At 63.6% G+C, this 15,965-nt stretch carries 9 protein-coding genes and 1 pseudogene; 6 read left to right on the top strand and 4 right to left on the bottom strand.

Annotated features, from left to right (window positions below):
- Nucleotides 1–159: 159 nt before the first annotated feature.
- Nucleotides 160–1,687: pseudogene (locus ACVDG8_RS10310) on the top strand (winged helix-turn-helix domain-containing tetratricopeptide repeat protein).
- A gap of 50 nt (nt 1,688–1,737) precedes the next feature.
- Here the strand turns inward: ACVDG8_RS10310 and ACVDG8_RS10305 are convergent.
- From ACVDG8_RS10305 to ACVDG8_RS10290, 4 genes are all read right to left on the bottom strand, one after another.
- Entirely contained in the window at nt 1,738–2,808 is a 1,071-nt protein-coding gene (locus tag ACVDG8_RS10305; protein WP_447254614.1) for a D-alanine--D-alanine ligase family protein, read from the bottom strand.
- Between the two features lie 30 nt (nt 2,809–2,838).
- Nucleotides 2,839–3,453, bottom strand: coding sequence for a hypothetical protein (locus ACVDG8_RS10300; protein WP_447254613.1), 615 nt, complete (start codon nt 3,451–3,453; stop codon nt 2,839–2,841).
- A 215-nt stretch (nt 3,454–3,668) separates the two neighbouring features.
- On the bottom strand, nt 3,669–5,723 hold the full coding sequence (locus ACVDG8_RS10295; RefSeq protein ID WP_455707822.1) for a bifunctional aldolase/short-chain dehydrogenase: 2,055 nt from the start codon (nt 5,721–5,723) through the stop codon (nt 3,669–3,671).
- Nucleotides 5,724–5,807: 84 nt separating this feature from the next.
- Entirely contained in the window at nt 5,808–6,773 is a 966-nt protein-coding gene (locus ACVDG8_RS10290; RefSeq protein ID WP_447254612.1) for a sugar-binding transcriptional regulator, read from the bottom strand.
- Between the two features lie 203 nt (nt 6,774–6,976).
- Between ACVDG8_RS10290 and ACVDG8_RS10285 the strand changes: the two genes are divergently transcribed.
- From ACVDG8_RS10285 to ACVDG8_RS10265, 5 genes are all read left to right on the top strand, one after another.
- The gene (locus ACVDG8_RS10285) at nt 6,977–8,617 is read left to right on the top strand and encodes an acyl-CoA synthetase (RefSeq protein WP_447254611.1); all 1,641 of its coding nucleotides are present in this window, start codon (nt 6,977–6,979) and stop codon (nt 8,615–8,617) included.
- A gap of 451 nt (nt 8,618–9,068) precedes the next feature.
- Entirely contained in the window at nt 9,069–9,683 is a 615-nt protein-coding gene (locus ACVDG8_RS10280; protein ID WP_447254610.1) for a TetR family transcriptional regulator, read from the top strand.
- A gap of 53 nt (nt 9,684–9,736) precedes the next feature.
- The gene (locus ACVDG8_RS10275; RefSeq protein WP_447254609.1) at nt 9,737–10,885 is read left to right on the top strand and encodes an efflux RND transporter periplasmic adaptor subunit; all 1,149 of its coding nucleotides are present in this window, start codon (nt 9,737–9,739) and stop codon (nt 10,883–10,885) included.
- Nucleotides 10,886–11,192: 307 nt separating this feature from the next.
- Entirely contained in the window at nt 11,193–14,342 is a 3,150-nt protein-coding gene (locus tag ACVDG8_RS10270; RefSeq protein ID WP_447254608.1) for an efflux RND transporter permease subunit, read from the top strand.
- Nucleotides 14,343–14,603: 261 nt separating this feature from the next.
- Nucleotides 14,604–15,959: an LLM class flavin-dependent oxidoreductase gene (locus tag ACVDG8_RS10265; RefSeq protein WP_447254607.1), complete on the top strand. Its 1,356-nt coding sequence runs from the start codon at nt 14,604–14,606 to the stop codon at nt 15,957–15,959.
- Nucleotides 15,960–15,965: the final 6 nt, after the last annotated feature.

Raw genomic sequence — 15,965 nt, 5'->3', positions numbered from 1 at the left:
TCTCAAAACTTCCAAATCGGCTAGAGCATTTCACCATTTCGCGGAAACGGCGAATCGCTCTATCCCTTTGTTTTTACGCAATTCCGGGCGGAGGGTTACGGCGAAGTCGCCGAACTTAACCGCTCACACTTTTCCTGGGATTGCTCTATAGATCGCCGCATGCAGGGATCGCGCTTTGCCTTCGGACCGTTCATGCTTGATCCGGGCGCGGGAACGCTGCTTCGCGGCGATATCCCCGTCGCCGCCGGACATCGCGGCTTGAAGCTCTTGGAGGCCCTCGTCGCGCGTCCAGGCGAAATCCTGGCCAAGGCCGAGCTGATGGACGCGGCGTGGCCGGGCATGGCAGTCGAGGAAGGCAATCTCACCGTGTCGAGGAAGGCAATCTCACCGTACAGATCGCGCAATTGCGCAAGCTGCTCGGGCCGGCGGCCGATGGCGGCGAGTGGATCGCCACAATCCCGCGCGTCGGCTACCGCTTCACCGGCGCCATCGAACAGCTCGACGCCAAGCGCAAGCCCTTGCCGCTGCCCGACAAACCGTCGATCGCCGTGCTGCCCTTCATCAATCTGAGCAACGATCCCGCGCAAGGTCTTTCGCCGACGGCTTGACCGAAGACCTGATCACCGACCTGTCGCGGATTCCGGGCCTGTTCGTCATCGCGCGCAATTCGGTCTTTGCCTACAAGGGCAAGGCGATGGATGTGCGCGAGATCGCCCGGGACCTTGGTGTGCGCTATCTTCTGGAGGGCAGCGCACGACGCGCCGCGGGGCGCGTGCGCATCAACGCCCAGCTGATCGATGCGCTGAGCGGCGAGCATATCTGGGCTGAGCGCTTCGATCGCGGCCTTGAAGACATTTTCGCCGTCCAGGACGAGGCGACGGCCAAGATCGTCGAGGCACTGCTCGGCCGGCTGCGCGCGCTGCCGGAGCGCAACCGGCCGAAGAACCTCGAAGCCTATGATCTGTGCGTGCGGGCGCGAAAACTGTTCGACGAGTCGCCGCAGATGGCGCGCGAAGCGCATCTGATGCTGACGCGCGCCATCTCGCTCGATCCCGATTATGCCGAGGCCTATCGCTGGCTGGCCATGAACCACTGGATGGGCTGGGTGCATTGGGGCAAGCCGATCGAACCTGCCCGGAGCACGTCCCTGGAATTGGCGCGCAAGGCCGTGGCGATCGATCCCAACGATGCCGGCTGCGTCTGGGTCCTGGCAAACCTGCTCGCCTATGAGCGCGACTTCGAGCAGTCCGACTTGGAATTCGCCAAGGCGATCGAGCTCGATCCGAACGAGGCCGACATCTGGGCGACCTTGTCCGACATCGTGGTCCTCGCCGGCAAGGTCGAGGAAGGCCTCGAGCATATTCGCAAGGCGTTCCGGCTGAACCCGTTTCCGCCGAGCTGGTACTATCTGACGCTCGGCCAGGCGCAATATGCGGCCGGCGACTACGAGGCCGCTGTCGAGACGCTGCGCAGCGACGAGACATATCGCACAAGCTCACGCCGCTTCCTGGCGGCAAGCCTTGCCCAGCTCGGCCGCCTCGACGAGGCACGTACCGAGGTCGAATTGTTCCTCGTCGGCAACCCGCATTTCTCCACGCAGCGCTGGGTCGAGACCGAGCCGTTCCGCGATGAGGCGACACTCCGGCATTTTGTCGACGGCTTCCGCAAGGCTGGTCTGCCGGAGTGAACCGACGACGTAACCACGGGTCGCTACCGAGATTTCAAACCCTCAGGTCTTCATCGGCCGGCACGCGCCAGCCCATGCGCCACCAGCCGATCGATGACTTCCGGATAGCTCACACCGCTAGCCGCCATGGCCTTGGCGTACATGCTGATGTCGGTGAAACCGGGAATGGTGTTGAGTTCGTTGATCAGGAAATTCATGTCGGGCATCAGGAAGAAATCGACGCGGGCCATGCCGTCGCAGCCGAGCGCTCTGAACGCCTTTGCGGCCATGGCGCGCATGGCGCCCTCGACCTCAGGCGGCAGCTCGGCCGGCACGATCAGCGCCGCGCCATCCTCGTCGATGTATTTGGCGTTGTAATTGTAGAAGCCATGACTTTCCGCCGGCACGATCTCGCCTGGCCGCGAGACGAAGAGTTCGCCCGTGGGGCTCTCCAGCACGCTGTATTCGATCTCGCGGCCACGAACGAATTCCTCCGCCAAAAGCTTGCGATCGTGCTGGAAGGCTTCCGCCAGCGCGCGATCGAATTCCTGGCTGCCATTGACCTTTGCGACGCCGACTGAGGAGCCTTGCCGCGCCGGCTTGATGAACAGCGGCAGGCCGACCTGGTCTTCCAGTTCTGTGAGCGAAGGCACCGACCCTTCATCGATCGTCACCGAGCGTGCCACAGGCACTCCCGCCGCCTTGAGCAGCCGCTTGGCGATTTCCTTGTCCAGCGCCGTGGCGGAGCCCAGGATGCCGCAGCCGGCCAGCGGCACGCGCGCCACCTCGGCCAGCCCCTGCACCGCGCCGTCCTCGCCATGCAGGCCGTGCAGCACGGGAAACAGGATGTCGATGCGAGGCAGGTCGTGGGCTGCGCCGCTGGCGGGGATCGCCAGCATTCGTCCATACCCGCCAGGCACCAGGCAGAGCTGCGTGCCAGCCGACGGCCTCGTGAGCGCGCCGTCTTCAAAGCGGCTCAGCAGCCATTGCCCTTCGCGGGTGACGAAGATTGGGACGGCATCGTATTTCGCCGGCTCCAGCGCAGCCATGACGTTGGTCGCCGAAAGCACCGACACCTCATGCTCGGCGGAGCGCCCGCCGAACAGCACACCGATACGCAGTCTCTTTGATATGTCGGCCAAGAATGTCTCCAAATCGCTTGTGCGGAAAGTCTAGGCACCGATGGCGATGCCGCGCCGGGCGAAAAACCTGTCGAAGGCGGCCAGCGGCAGCGTTGCGTTCGCCTGGCTTTGCAGGTCGTGGCCGGAGGGATTGTGGAAGCGGATTTCCTTGGGCGAGGCTGCCGTCACCAGCACCAGATGCCCGCCCCTGGACGGCGGTTCGCGTTCGGGCCAGCGGATGCCGGGATTGACCGAAGCGATGAAGAACCGCCAACGCGAGAGGATCCCGGGGATGGTCTCGATATCGACATTCGTCATGGTTTCGGCGGCCAGGTCGAAACGATCGTGAATGAAACGGACGAAGGGTTCGTAGATCAGCCCCTTGATCGAGCCGTCGGCCTCGTTGACGACATAACCGCCATAGGCCGTGCAGGCATGGGCGAGCTCCAGCGTCGGATGGATTTCGCCGCGTTCGGCAAGGATCATCTTCAGGCAGGCCATGCCGCAGGCATTGACGGCCCAGCGCGCATAGTCCTCGATCGTTCCCGCGCCGGAGTTGCGCCACAGCGGATCGCGATAGAGTGCCGACGGCCCCTCCGCCAGAAGCGGCAAGGTCATCTCGGGCGATTCCCACTGGCTGAAATAAGGCACTTCCCTGAATTGCATGCCGGCTCCACCGGTCTTGCGCCCGAATACCGGCGCGAGGCACCCCCAAAAACCGCCTGAGCAATAAGCGAGGGATTTGAGCGGATTTTGACCGGTTCGCGCAGTTCTTCAGCAGAAGCGTAAAAGGGTGTCCATCGGAGTCGCATCAAAGAACGAGACCGCGCGGTTCGACGTCTTGGCAAAACGACGAACCGCTCGAAGGACGTCCTACATCCTCAGCGCAGCGCTGCCGCGATGTTGCCGCCATCCACCGTCGTCACGTCGGCGGTGGTGCGGTCGGCCAGCGCCTGGTGCAGGAAAGCCTGCGCCACATCGTCGGCCGTCACTTCCTGTCCGAGCAGATTGCCGGACATGTATTCCTTCTCCGACACGCCGCGCGCGCCGGAACGGCTGGCGATCATCGCGTCGGTCAACAGGCCCGAGCGGATGCGGTCGGCATTGACCGCGTTGGAGCGGATGCCGTGCGCGCCATAGTCCAGCGCATATTGCCGTGACAGGAACAGCGTCGCGGCCTTCGGAATGCCATAGGCGCCGAATTTCGGGCCGGGATTGATCGCCTGTTTGGAGGTGTTGAACAGAAGCACGCCGCCGGTGCCCTGTTCCAGCATGATGCGCACCGCGTTCTGCGCCGCCGACTGGTGGGCGAAGAAGTTGAGCTCGAAACTTTTGCGCAGCGTGGCGTCGTCGAGTTCGCCGATGCGACCTTCCCAGGCCGCACCCGCATTCGAGACCAGGATGTCGACGCCGCCATAGACCGCGACCGCCTTGTCGAAGGCGGCGCGCATCTCGGCCGGGTTGGTGATGTCGGCGCCGACGCCGATCGAATTGTTGCCGGCCGCTTTTGCCGCTTCCGCTGCTTTCGCAGGGTCGAGGTCGACGACCACGGCATGGGCGCCGTTGGCGGCGAAAAGCTTGGCGGTCGCCGCACCGATGGCGCCGGCGCCACCGGTGATCAGCACGACCTGGCCGGTCAGCGGCTTCGGCTTGTTCGAGGCGAGCTTGGCCTGTTCCAGCGACCAGTATTCGAGCGGGAACAGATCGGCCTTGGACAGCGGATGGAAATGGCCGATCGCCTCGGCGCCACGCACTGCCTCGATCCACATCTCGCCGACATCGGAGGCGATCCTGGCATCCTTCAGCGTGCGGCCATGGCCGAACATGCCGAGACCCGGCACCAGCGTCAGGCGCGGCATCGGGTCGAGCATGGTGCGCTTGACGTCGTCCAGCGCGTCATTGGTCTCGAAATAGGCGCGGTAGTCGTTGGCGAAGGCCTCGACATGGCTCTTGAGGACGGCCTTGTAGTCGCCGAGCTTGTCGGCGTCGGGCGCCGGCACCGCCATCGGCCCGGTCTTGATGCGGATCGAGAGATCCGGCGTCGACACACCGCGCCCGGCATAGTCGGCAATCTTCGCAGAATTGATGAAATCGACGATCGCGTCCGAAGTGCGGAAGTCGCTGACCATGCGGTCGAAGCGGCCTTCGCCACGCGCCACGGCCACCGCGCCGCGCAATGCCGACGCGATGTCGCTGGCCTTGGCGAGCTTTGCCGGCAGCGCCGCCTTGGCCGCCTGCGGCTTGCCGTTTTGCGCGACATAGTCTTCGGCCATAGTCACATAGTGGATCATGCGGTCATAAGCCTGCCTGGCATCGTCACCGAAGGTGAAGATGCCGTGCTTGTCGAGGATCAGGCCTTCGACGCTAGGGTCGGCGTCGAAGACTTCCGCCGCCACCTTGGCAAGGTCGAAGCCCGGCTTGATGTAAGGCACGTAACCCATCTTGTCGCCGAACACGGTCTTGATCAGCGGCTTGCTGTCTTCCTGGTCGACAATGGCGAGGATCGCCGTCGAATGCGTGTGGTCGACGAAACGGTGCGGCAGGAAGGCATGCAGCAGCGTTTCGACCGACGGGTTGGGGGAGGCGGGGTCGATGAGGTTGGAGCGCTGCAGCGCCACCATGTCCTCGTCGGCAAGCGTGTCCAGCCCGCGCGCTTTCAAGAGCGCGCCCATCTTCACCGCTGGCAGGCCTTGCGGCTCGATGACGGCCATGTCCCAGCCGCTGCCCTTGACGCACAGCACATCCCATTCGTCGCCGAGGAGATCGGTGGCCTTGGTCTTGCACGACGTGTTGCCGCCGCCATGCAGCACCAGCCGCGGTTCGCCGCCGAGCAGGCGGGTGGTGTAGACGCGCAGCGCAAGGTCGCGGCCGACGCCCTTTTTCGCATAGTCGGCAACCATCTTTTCGGCGTCGGCGTCGTTCCAAAGGTTCTGCATGTCGTAGCGTCCAATTCCGTCTTTTTTGCTCATGAACAGAAAGCCGCGACGTCTTGATGACAGACGCGGCGAGAGGTGGTTTTTCTAGGATGCTTTCTTGCCGGCTTCGCCCGCGTGATCGAGAAGACGCTGGGCCATATGTGCGCCGATCACCAGATGCGTGCAGAGCCCGCCGGCGATGGCCGCGAGCAGCGGCTCGAACTTGGTGTCTTCCTGCACCACCATCAGCCGCTTTTCGATGGCGCGCAGCGAGGCGAGTTCAGCGGAAATGACGCGCCGGTTGTAGCTGCAGTCGAGCACCTCGCCGCTCGCGTCGATGATCTGCCCGGCGATGACGCCGGCAGCGCCCTGGCGCCGCAGCGCTTCCATCTCGGCCGCCGCCAGCGCGCCGCATTTCACCAGATGGCTGTCGGCATCGACCGCGCCGACGGAGTAGAGCGCCAGATCGCAGTCGCCGATGCCGGCGAGCTGGTCGCGGATCACCGGCTCGGCGCGCAGGCCTTGCGCCAGGGCTTCCGTCGACAGCACCAGCGGCGCATAGAAATTCAGACCCTTGGCGTTGAGCCGCCGCGCAATCTCCATCGTGCACTGGTCGGGCCGGTAGGAATAGGGCGCGCCGAGATTGCCGCAGAGCTGCACCACGGTGACGTCCTGAAGATCGGCATAGGACATGATGTCGGCAATGGTGTAGACGGTGCGGCCCCAGGCGACGCCGATGCGGTCGCCCTTCTTCACCAGCTCCAGGAACACGCTCGCCGCCAGCACCGCGATGTCGGTCGACGGATCGGCGAGATAGGCGTTATCCGGCGCGATCCAGACGGCGTCTAACCTGAAGGCATCCTCCAGCCGGCGCGCCATGACATCGTCGGTGAAGAGCTGCGTCGAGGTCGAGATGTTGACGATGCCGGTCTCGCGCGCCTTGCGCAGATACATGGCGACCGAGGCGCGCGAAATGTTGAGCTGGCTTGCCACTTCGTCCTGGCGCAGGCCATGGGCATAGTACAGCCAGGCGGCCTTGTGGATGAGCTGTTCTGCCGGTCTGATCGCCATGCCGCCTCCTCGGCTGACATTAGTCACGGCTCTCGACAAAAGTCAAACTCGGTGCGGCGGGCCGCCGTCGCCTGCCAGTATGGCTCAGCATGGATCGCCATTCTACCAGGACGACGCATCATAGCATTTTCAGCCATTCCGGGGGATAGCGTGACAGCGTGCCTAAGGTTAGAAAGCTCGAAAAGAACTTTGGGGAGAACGGGATGGCCAATCCCTACGAACAGGATCTCGACAGGAACGCCGCCAACCATCAGCCGCTGACGCCGCTGACCTATCTGCAGCGCGCGGCAAAAACCTATCCCGACCATGTCGCCATCATCCATGGCAACCAACGCATCACCTATCGCGACTTCTGGCGCCGCTCGCTGAAGCTCGCCTCGGCGCTTTCCAGGCGCGGCATCGGCAAGGGCGATACGGTGACGGTGATGCTGTCCAACACGCCGCCGATGCTGGAAGCGCATTTCGGCGTGCCGATGACCAAGGCGGTGCTGCATTCCCTCAACACCCGGCTGGATGCCGCCGTCATCGCCTTCCAACTCGACCATGCCGAGACCAAGGTGCTGATCGTCGACCGCGAATTCTCCGGTGTGGTCAGGGAGGCGCTGACTCTGGCCAAGGTCAAGCCGTTGGTCATCGACTATGACGATCCGGACTATGCGTCCGACGCGCCCTATCCGAAGGGCGAGCGGATCGGCTCGCTCGACTATGAGGATTTTCTCGCCGGCGGCGACGAGGCCTTCGCCTGGTCGATGCCCGATGACGAATGGGACGCCATCTCGCTCAACTACACGTCGGGCACGACAGGCAATCCGAAGGGCGTCGTCTACCACCATCGCGGCGCGGCCCTGATGGCCTACACCAACACCATCCATGCCGGCATGGCCAAGCACGCGGTTTATCTCTGGACGCTGCCGATGTTCCACTGCAATGGCTGGTGTTTTCCGTGGACGCTTGCCGTCCAGGCCGGCACGCATGTCTGCCTGCGCTGGGTGCGGCCAAAGCCGATGTATGATGCGATAGCCGACCACGGCGTCACCCATCTCTGCGGTGCACCGGTCGTCATGTCGGTGCTGATCAACGCGAAGGACGAGGACAAGCGCGAATTCTCGCAGATCGTCACCTTCAACACCGCCGCGGCACCCCCGCCGGAAGCTGTGCTGTCCGGCATGGCCGACGCCGGCTTCGCGGTCACCCATCTCTACGGCCTGACCGAGACCTACGGCCCGGCCGTCGTCAACGAATGGCACAATGACTGGGACGCATTGGAGAAGGGGCCGAGGACGGCCAAGAAAGCGCGCCAGGGCGTGCGCTACGCCTCGCTCGAAGGCCTGACCGTGATGGACCCCCAGACGATGGTCGAGACGCCGGCCGATGGCGAAACCATCGGCGAGGTCATGTTCCGCGGCAACATCGTCATGAAAGGCTATCTGAAGAACCGCAAGGCGACCGACGAGGCCTTCGCCGGCGGCTGGTTCCATTCCGGCGATCTCGGTGTCATGCATCCGGACGGCTATATCCAGCTCAAGGACCGCTCCAAGGACATCATCATCTCGGGCGGCGAGAACATCTCCTCAATCGAGGTCGAGGACGCGCTCTACAAGCATCCTGCCGTTGCATCCTGCGGTGTCGTCGCCAAGGCCGATGACAAATGGGGCGAGGTGCCGGTCGCCTATGTCGAGCTGAAGCCCGGCAAGAGCGCGACCGAGGCCGAAATCATCGAGCACTGCCGAGGGCTGCTGGCACGCTTCAAGGTGCCGAAGGCTGTGGTGTTTGCCGAAATCCCGAAGACCTCGACGGGGAAGATCCAGAAGTTCAGGCTGAGGGAGATGGCGAAGGGGGCGTAGCGGACACGTGCTCTTTCGCATTGACCTCGACAATTTGTCGCAGACCTTTGGGATTTCGTCATTCTCGGGTGGAGCAGTCGCGAAGCGACGTCGCGGAGACCCCAGGATCCATGCCGTGACCATGCGGCCGTGCTTCAACGGTTGCGAATATCTCGCTGCAAGCTGTACGCGACCATCGAGTGTAATTCATTGACATGGTTGCATTTTTCAGCCGACGTCACGGCATGGATCCTAGGGTCTGCGCCGCGTCGCTACGCTCCTTGCCTCGCCCTAGGATGACGACCTCATCGGGGGCGCGCCCACCAATCGCAAGCGTCGGCTATTGCGCCCCGCCAACTGTCACTATCTGTCACCAACTATACACGTACGTCGATTTCCGCGTTGACATCCGGCCTCCTTCATTTTACGAATGACGAAAATCGAAATTCGTCACTTGTCAAACGAAAGCACCATGTCCGAAGCCGCCAACATAGCCAACATAACGGCCGACCCCGCCAGGCAGGAGAATGTGACGCGCATTCTCGACTGCGCCGAGCGGCTCTTCCGGCACTATGGCTACGGCAAGACCAATGTGGCCGACATCGCCCGCGAGCTCGGCATGTCGCCGGCCAACATCTACCGCTTCTTCGCGTCCAAGGTTGAAATCCACCAAGCCGTCTGCGGCCGCATGCTCGGCGCGAGCTATAACATGGCCTACGAGATCTCGCGGCTTCCGATCAGCGCCGAGGAGCGGCTGCGCCGTTACGTGCATGCCCAATACAAGATGACGCTGGAAGTCCTGTTGGACGACCAGAAGGTCCACGAAATGGTTATCGTCGCGCTTGAGCGCGACTGGGCCGTCATCGACAAGCATATCGACAGCATCCATGACATTTTCGCCGAGATCATCCGCGACGGCATCGAGGCCGGCGAATTCCGCAAACAAGATCCTGTGACGGCCTCGCGCTGCTTCGGCGCCGCCACGGTTATTCTCTGCCATCCGCAGATGGTGGCGCAGTGCCTTGCCAAGACCAACAGGGCAACGACCGACGACCTTATCGACTACGCCATCAGAGCCTTGAAATAGAAGCTGTCCGCCGGGTGCCGGTTGACGATCATCTCCAGTTCGGGAGTGCTAAGGTGTCTTTGTCCAGTTCCATCATCCGCAAGCTGCCAGCCGCGGGCCTGATCGTCGCGGCGCTCGGGCTTGCCGCGTGTTCGCAGGAGAAAGCGGCCCCGGTCGCGGAAGTCATCCGTCCGGTGAAAGTCGTCGAGATCGGCGAGGCGCAGACCACCCGCCAGCTCGACTATTCGGGCTCGGTGCGCGCCCGTGTCGAAATGAACCTCGGCTTTCGCGTCGCCGGCAAGGTCACCGAGCGCTTGGTCGACATCGGCCAGCATGTGAATGCCGGCGATGTGCTCGCCCGCATCGATCCCGCCGACTACGCGCTGTCGGTCAAGAGCGCGCAGGCAAACCTCGATGCCGCCGAGCGCCAGGTCGAAATCGTCGATATCGCCAAGAAGCGCGCCGAGCAGCTCTACACCAAGACCTTCGCGCCGAAGTCGCAGCTCGACCAGGCGACGCTGACTTACGACCAGGCGATCGCGACGCGCGATGCCGCCCGCTCGACGCTCGCCCAGGCACAGAACCAGGTCCAATACGCGGATCTCAAGGCCAGCAAGGATGGCATCGTCACCGCTGTCTCCGCCGATGTCGGCCAGGTCGTCGCCGCCGGCACGCCGGTGATGACGGTTGCGGTCGACGGCGAGAAGGAAGTGCTGATCGCGGTGCCGGAAATGGATATTGCCGGCTTCCGTCCGGGCAAGGAGGTCAAGGCGAGCTTCTGGTCCGATGACGCGCTCACGCTTGCCGGCAAGGTCCGCGAGGTGGCGGGCAGCGCCGATGCGCAGTCGCGCACCTTCGCGGTCCGGGTTTCGCTGCCCAGCGATCCGCGCGTGCTGCTTGGCATGACCGCCAATGTCGCGGCGACGGTCGGCAGCAAGGCGCAACTGGTGTCGATCCCGCTGACCGCGATGGCTGAGAAGGATGGCAAGCAGATCGTCTGGACGGTCGACCGCGCCTCGGACACGGTTCATCCGCGCCCGATCAAGGTCGCAAACTTCACCGCCGACGGCGTCGCCGTGGCCGACGGCCTGAAACAAGGTGACGTCGTGGTCGCCGCCGGCACGCAGTTCATGACCGATAACCTGAAGGTCAAGCTTTCCAGCGACGCTCAGCAATCCGCTTCGGCGGAGGACGATGTCGCGACAACGAGTAGCCTGCACTGATGCATGTCGCCCAAAAGTGCGAAGCGGTTTTGGGACAACGACATGCATCCAACTAAGACCTAAGTCAGGCGTGACGAACGCCGTTCCCGCCCCCGTGTCAATCCGCGGGCCGGGGAAGGCATGGGTTCCGGGCGGCGACGCCCGACCGTGAGATGCCGGCATGTTGGCTCCCCCGCAGCAGTGCCGCGTCCCACGCGATACGCGATCTCTCTCCGCTTGAGGGGTTCGCCGCCCGGAAGCCCGACCGAGAATTCATGGAACAGCATGGCAAGCCTGCCTTGCCGGCCAATTGGACTGGACTTGCGCCATGACTACTGCAAACGACAACAGCACTGAGAAGCGGCCTTTCAACCTCTCGCGCTGGGCAATCGGGCATCCAAGCATCGCCCGCTTCCTGTTCGGGCTGATCATCCTTGCCGGCGCGCTCGGCCTGATGCGCATGGGTCAGAAGGAAGATCCGGATTTCACCTTCCGCGTCATGGTGGTGCAGGCGATCTGGCCGGGCGCTTCGATCAAGGACATGGAAGACCAGGTCGTCAACAAGATCGAGCGCAAGCTGCAGGAAACGCCGCATCTCGATTTCGTCCGCTCCTATACGCGGGCCGGCAGCGCCATCATCACGCTCCAGGTCAAGGGCGACACCAACGCCGAGGAGGTGAAGGACGCCTTCTACCAGGTGCGCAAGAAGGTCGGCGACATCTCAGGCGACCTGCCGCAGGGCCTGCTTGGTCCCTATTTCAACGACGAGTTCGGCGATACCTTCATCACGCTGCACTCGATCAGCGGCGACGGCTTCACCTATCCGGAACTGAAGAAATTCGCCATCCAGGCGCGCGACATGCTGTTGACGACGCCGGGCGTCGAGAAGGCCGTCATCATCGGCGACCAGCCCGAGAAGATCTATATCGACGTCTCGTCCAAGGCGCTCGCCGAACGCGGCCTGACGATGGTCGACCTGCAGAACGCCATCAAGGGTCAGAACGCCGTCGATCCGGCGGGTTCGGTCGACACCGGCTTGCGCTCGGTGCGCATCTCGGTCGAAGGCGACGTGACCAGGGCCGCCGATATCCGCGAGCTGCGCCTGCGTTCCGGCAACCAGGTGACGCGTCTCGGCGACATCGCCACCGTCTCTTCCGGCCTTCAGGATCCTTACGACAACAAATACCTCTTCAACGGCCATGAGAGCGTTCAGCTCGGCGTCGTCATGGCCAAGGGTTTTAACGTCAGGGACGTCGGCAAGGATGTCGAAGCGACCTATCAGCGCTTCGAGGCGGGTTTGCCCTACGGTGTTGCGGTCGATCAGATCTCCGACCAGCCACAGGTCGTCAAGGACGCGGTGAGCGAATTCATGGAGGCGCTCGGCGAAGCGCTGCTCATCGTGCTTGCCGTCTCGCTGCTGTCGATCGGCTGGCGCTCCGGCCTGGTCATCGCCATCGCTATCCCGCTGGTTCTGGCCGCCACCTTCGCCATCATGTACGAGATCGGCATCGACCTGCAGCGCATCTCGCTCGGCGCGCTGATCATCGCGCTCGGCCTTCTGGTCGACGACGCCATGATCGTCGTCGAGATGATGGAGCGAAAGCTCGAGGAAGGGCTGGTCAAGATCGAGGCGGCGAGCTTCGCCTATACCTCGACCGCTTTCCCGATGCTGACCGGCACGCTGATCACCACGGCCGGCTTCATTCCCGTTGGCTTCGCCGCCTCGACCGCCGGCGAGTACGTGCGCACGCTGTTCTATGTCGTCGGCATCGCGCTGATCGTGTCTTGGTTCGTCGCGGTCTATTTCACGCCGTGGCTCGGCTACATGATCCTGAAGCAGCGCAAGCATGCCGGCACCCATCACGATGTCTTCGACACCGGCTTCTACCGGCGGCTGCGCGCCACCGTCACCTGGGCCGTGCGCCACCGCATCATCGTGCTGGTGATGACATTGGTCACCTTCGCCACCAGCCTGTGGGCCTTCCAGTTCATCCCGCAGAACTTCTTCCCGCAATCCTCGCGTCCCGAAATCCTGGTCGATCTCTGGCTGCCGGAAGGCACCTCGATCAAGGAAGTGGAAAAGCAGGCCAAGGCGTTTGAAGCCAGGATGACGGACGACCCGGACAAGCGCTTCATCGCCACCTATATCGGCGAAGGCGCGCCGCGCTTCTTCCTGCCGCTCGACCAGCAGCTCCGCAACCCGAACTTCGCCCAGCTTCTGGTCATGGCCAAGGACGAGCCGGCGCGCGAGCGGCTGATCGTCAAGATGCGCACGATCCTGGCCGACGATTTCCCCTCGATCCGCGGCAAGGTCGACCGCCTCTTCCTCGGCCCGCCCACCGGCTGGCCGGTGCAGATGCGCGTCATGGGTCCCGACCGCCAGGAGGTGCGCCGCATCGCCGACGAGGTCAAGGCGAAGTTCCAGGCAAACCCGCTGCTCGGCGCCATCCATGACGACTGGCTGGAGCCTGTGCCGGCAATGAAGCTGGTCATCGATCAGGACCGTGCCCGTGCATTGGGCGTCACCTCGCAGCGCATCCGCCAGATGCTGCAGGCGACCATGTCCGGCGCGCCGCTCGACGATTTCCGCGACGGCGAGGAAACGGTCTCGATCGTCGCCCGCGAACCGGCGGCGACCCGCAAGCTGCTGTCCTCGGTCGACTCGGTCTACATCCCCACCGACTTCGGCGGTTCGGTGCCATTGTCGCAGGTGGCCAAGGTCGTGCCTGTCATGGAGCAGGGCCTCGAATGGCGGCGCGATCGCCTGCCGACCATCTCGGTGCGCGCCACGCTGCCCGACGGCGTGCAGTCGAACGACGTCGTCACCAAGATGTACAACGACATGAAGGACCTGCGCGCCGGCCTGGCTCCGGGCTACAAGATCGAGATCCAGGGTGGCGCGGAGGACTCGGCCGAGAGCCAGGCCTCGATCGCCGCCAAGGCGCCGATCATGCTCGCCATCATCGTCGTGCTCCTGATGATCCAGCTGCAGCATTTCGGCAAGGCGATGCTGGTGCTGGCAACTGGCCCGCTCGGCATCATCGGCGCCGCTGCGGCCCTTTTGATCAGCGGCGCGCCGTTCGGCTTCGTTGCCATCCTCGGTGTTATCGCGCTGCTCGGCATCATCATGCGCAACTCGATCATCCTGGTCGATCAGATCGACCAGGATATCGCGACCGGCATGGAGCGCTCCGAGGCGATCGTGGGCGCTGCCGTGCGCCGTTTCCGGCCGATCACGCTGACGGCGCTGACCGCCGTGCTGGCGCTGATTCCGATCTCGCGCGCCGTCTTCTGGGGGCCGCTGGCCTACGCCATGATGGGCGGCATCCTGGTTGCGACCGTGCTCACCATCCTGGTGCTGCCGGCCGGCTACGCGCTGTTCTTCGGCCGCGAGAAGAAGAAGGCCAAGACCGACGAACAGACGCCGGAGAAGATCGAAGGCACTGAACGGCCGCAGTTGGCGCTGGCCGCGGAATAGAGCATGATCCCGAAAAGTGCGCAGGGGTTTTGCTCCGCTGACCTCCGGCTCGGGATATCATGCTGAAACAAGAAGGTGGCAACCTTGGATCATCCGCCATCGGTGAACGCCGGTGGCGGATGATCCGCATCACAGGGCCCCGGGTGAAAATGCTCCCCGCGGCGGATCTCGCAAAACAGAATTCCTTTTCATGAACTTGATGCCGGCCGATCCTGCACCGATATCGGAGCGGCTACGCTCGTCATCGCTGGATCATTCCCCATGGCAGAAAATCGGCAATTGCGACTCGGCGCCTTCATGCGCCCCGTCAGTCTTCACACCGGCGCCTGGCGCTATCCGGGTTCCTATCCCGACGCCAATTTCAACTTCGCGCATCTGAAGCGCTTCGCGCAGACGCTTGAGGCAGCGAAATTCGACGCCTTCTTCATGGCCGATCACCTGGCTGTGCTCAACATGCCGATCGAGGCTCTGCGTCGCAGCCACACGGTCACATCCTTCGAGCCGTTCACGCTGTTGTCGGCGCTGGCCGCCGTCACCGACTATATCGGCCTGGTCGCCACCGCATCGACCACCTTCGACGCGCCCTATCACATAGCCCGCCGCTTCGCCTCGCTCGACCATATCAGCGGTGGCCGCGCCGGCTGGAACATCGTGACGACCTCCAATCCCGACGCCGCGCTGAATTTCGGCCTCGATGAGCATGTCGAGCACGACGAGCGCTACCACAACGCGCGCGAATTCTACGATGTGGTCACCGGTCTTTGGGACAGCTTTGCCGACGACGCCTTCATACGCGATGCCGAGAGCGGGCTCTATTTCGATCCCGAGAAACTCCATGTGCTCAATCACAAGGGAGAGCATCTGTCGGTGCGCGGACCGCTCAACATAGCGCGCCCGGTGCAGGGTTGGCCGGTTATCGTCCAGGCCGGCGCGTCGGATGCGGGACGGCAACTGGCTGCCGAAACCGCCGAGGTGATCTTCGCCGCCCACAGCGATCTCGCGGCTGGGCAGCGTTTCTTTGCCGATGTCAAAAGCCGCGCCGAAAAGCTCGGCCGATCGCGCGACGACATCAAGATCCTGCCCGGCGCCTTCGTCATCGTCGGCGACAGCGTCGAGGAAGCACGGGCCAAGCGCGCCAAGCTCGACAGCCTGGTCTATTACGAGAGCGGCATCGCCTCGCTGTCGATCGCTCTTGGACATGACGCGTCTGCCTTTGATCCCGACGCCGCCCTGCCGGACATACCGGAGACCAATGCCTCGAAGAGCAGTCGCGAGCGCGTCATCGAACTGGCCCGGAAGGAGAATCTGACCGTACGCCAGCTGGCGCAGAGGCTCGGCGGCTATGCCGGCCTTGCCTTCGTCGGCACGCCGCAGACCATCGCCGACGAGATGGAGGAATGGCTGGTGACGGAAGGGTCCGACGGTTTCAACGTCATGTTCCCGTATCTTCCCGCCGGCCTGGACGACTTTGCTGGAAAGGTGGTGCCGGAACTGCAGCGGCGCGGGCTGTTCCGCCGCGAATACGAGGGCGCGACCTTGCGCGAGAATCTCGGCCTGAAGCGGCCGCCCAACCGATTCTTCGAAGGCGAGCAAGCGGCCATTCGCAGGGCCGGCTAACGTCGG

Source organism: Mesorhizobium sp. ORM8.1 (genome assembly GCF_053005525.2).
The sequence above is the reverse complement of the archived record's forward strand: the minus strand, read 5'-3'. Positions and strand labels throughout refer to the sequence as shown.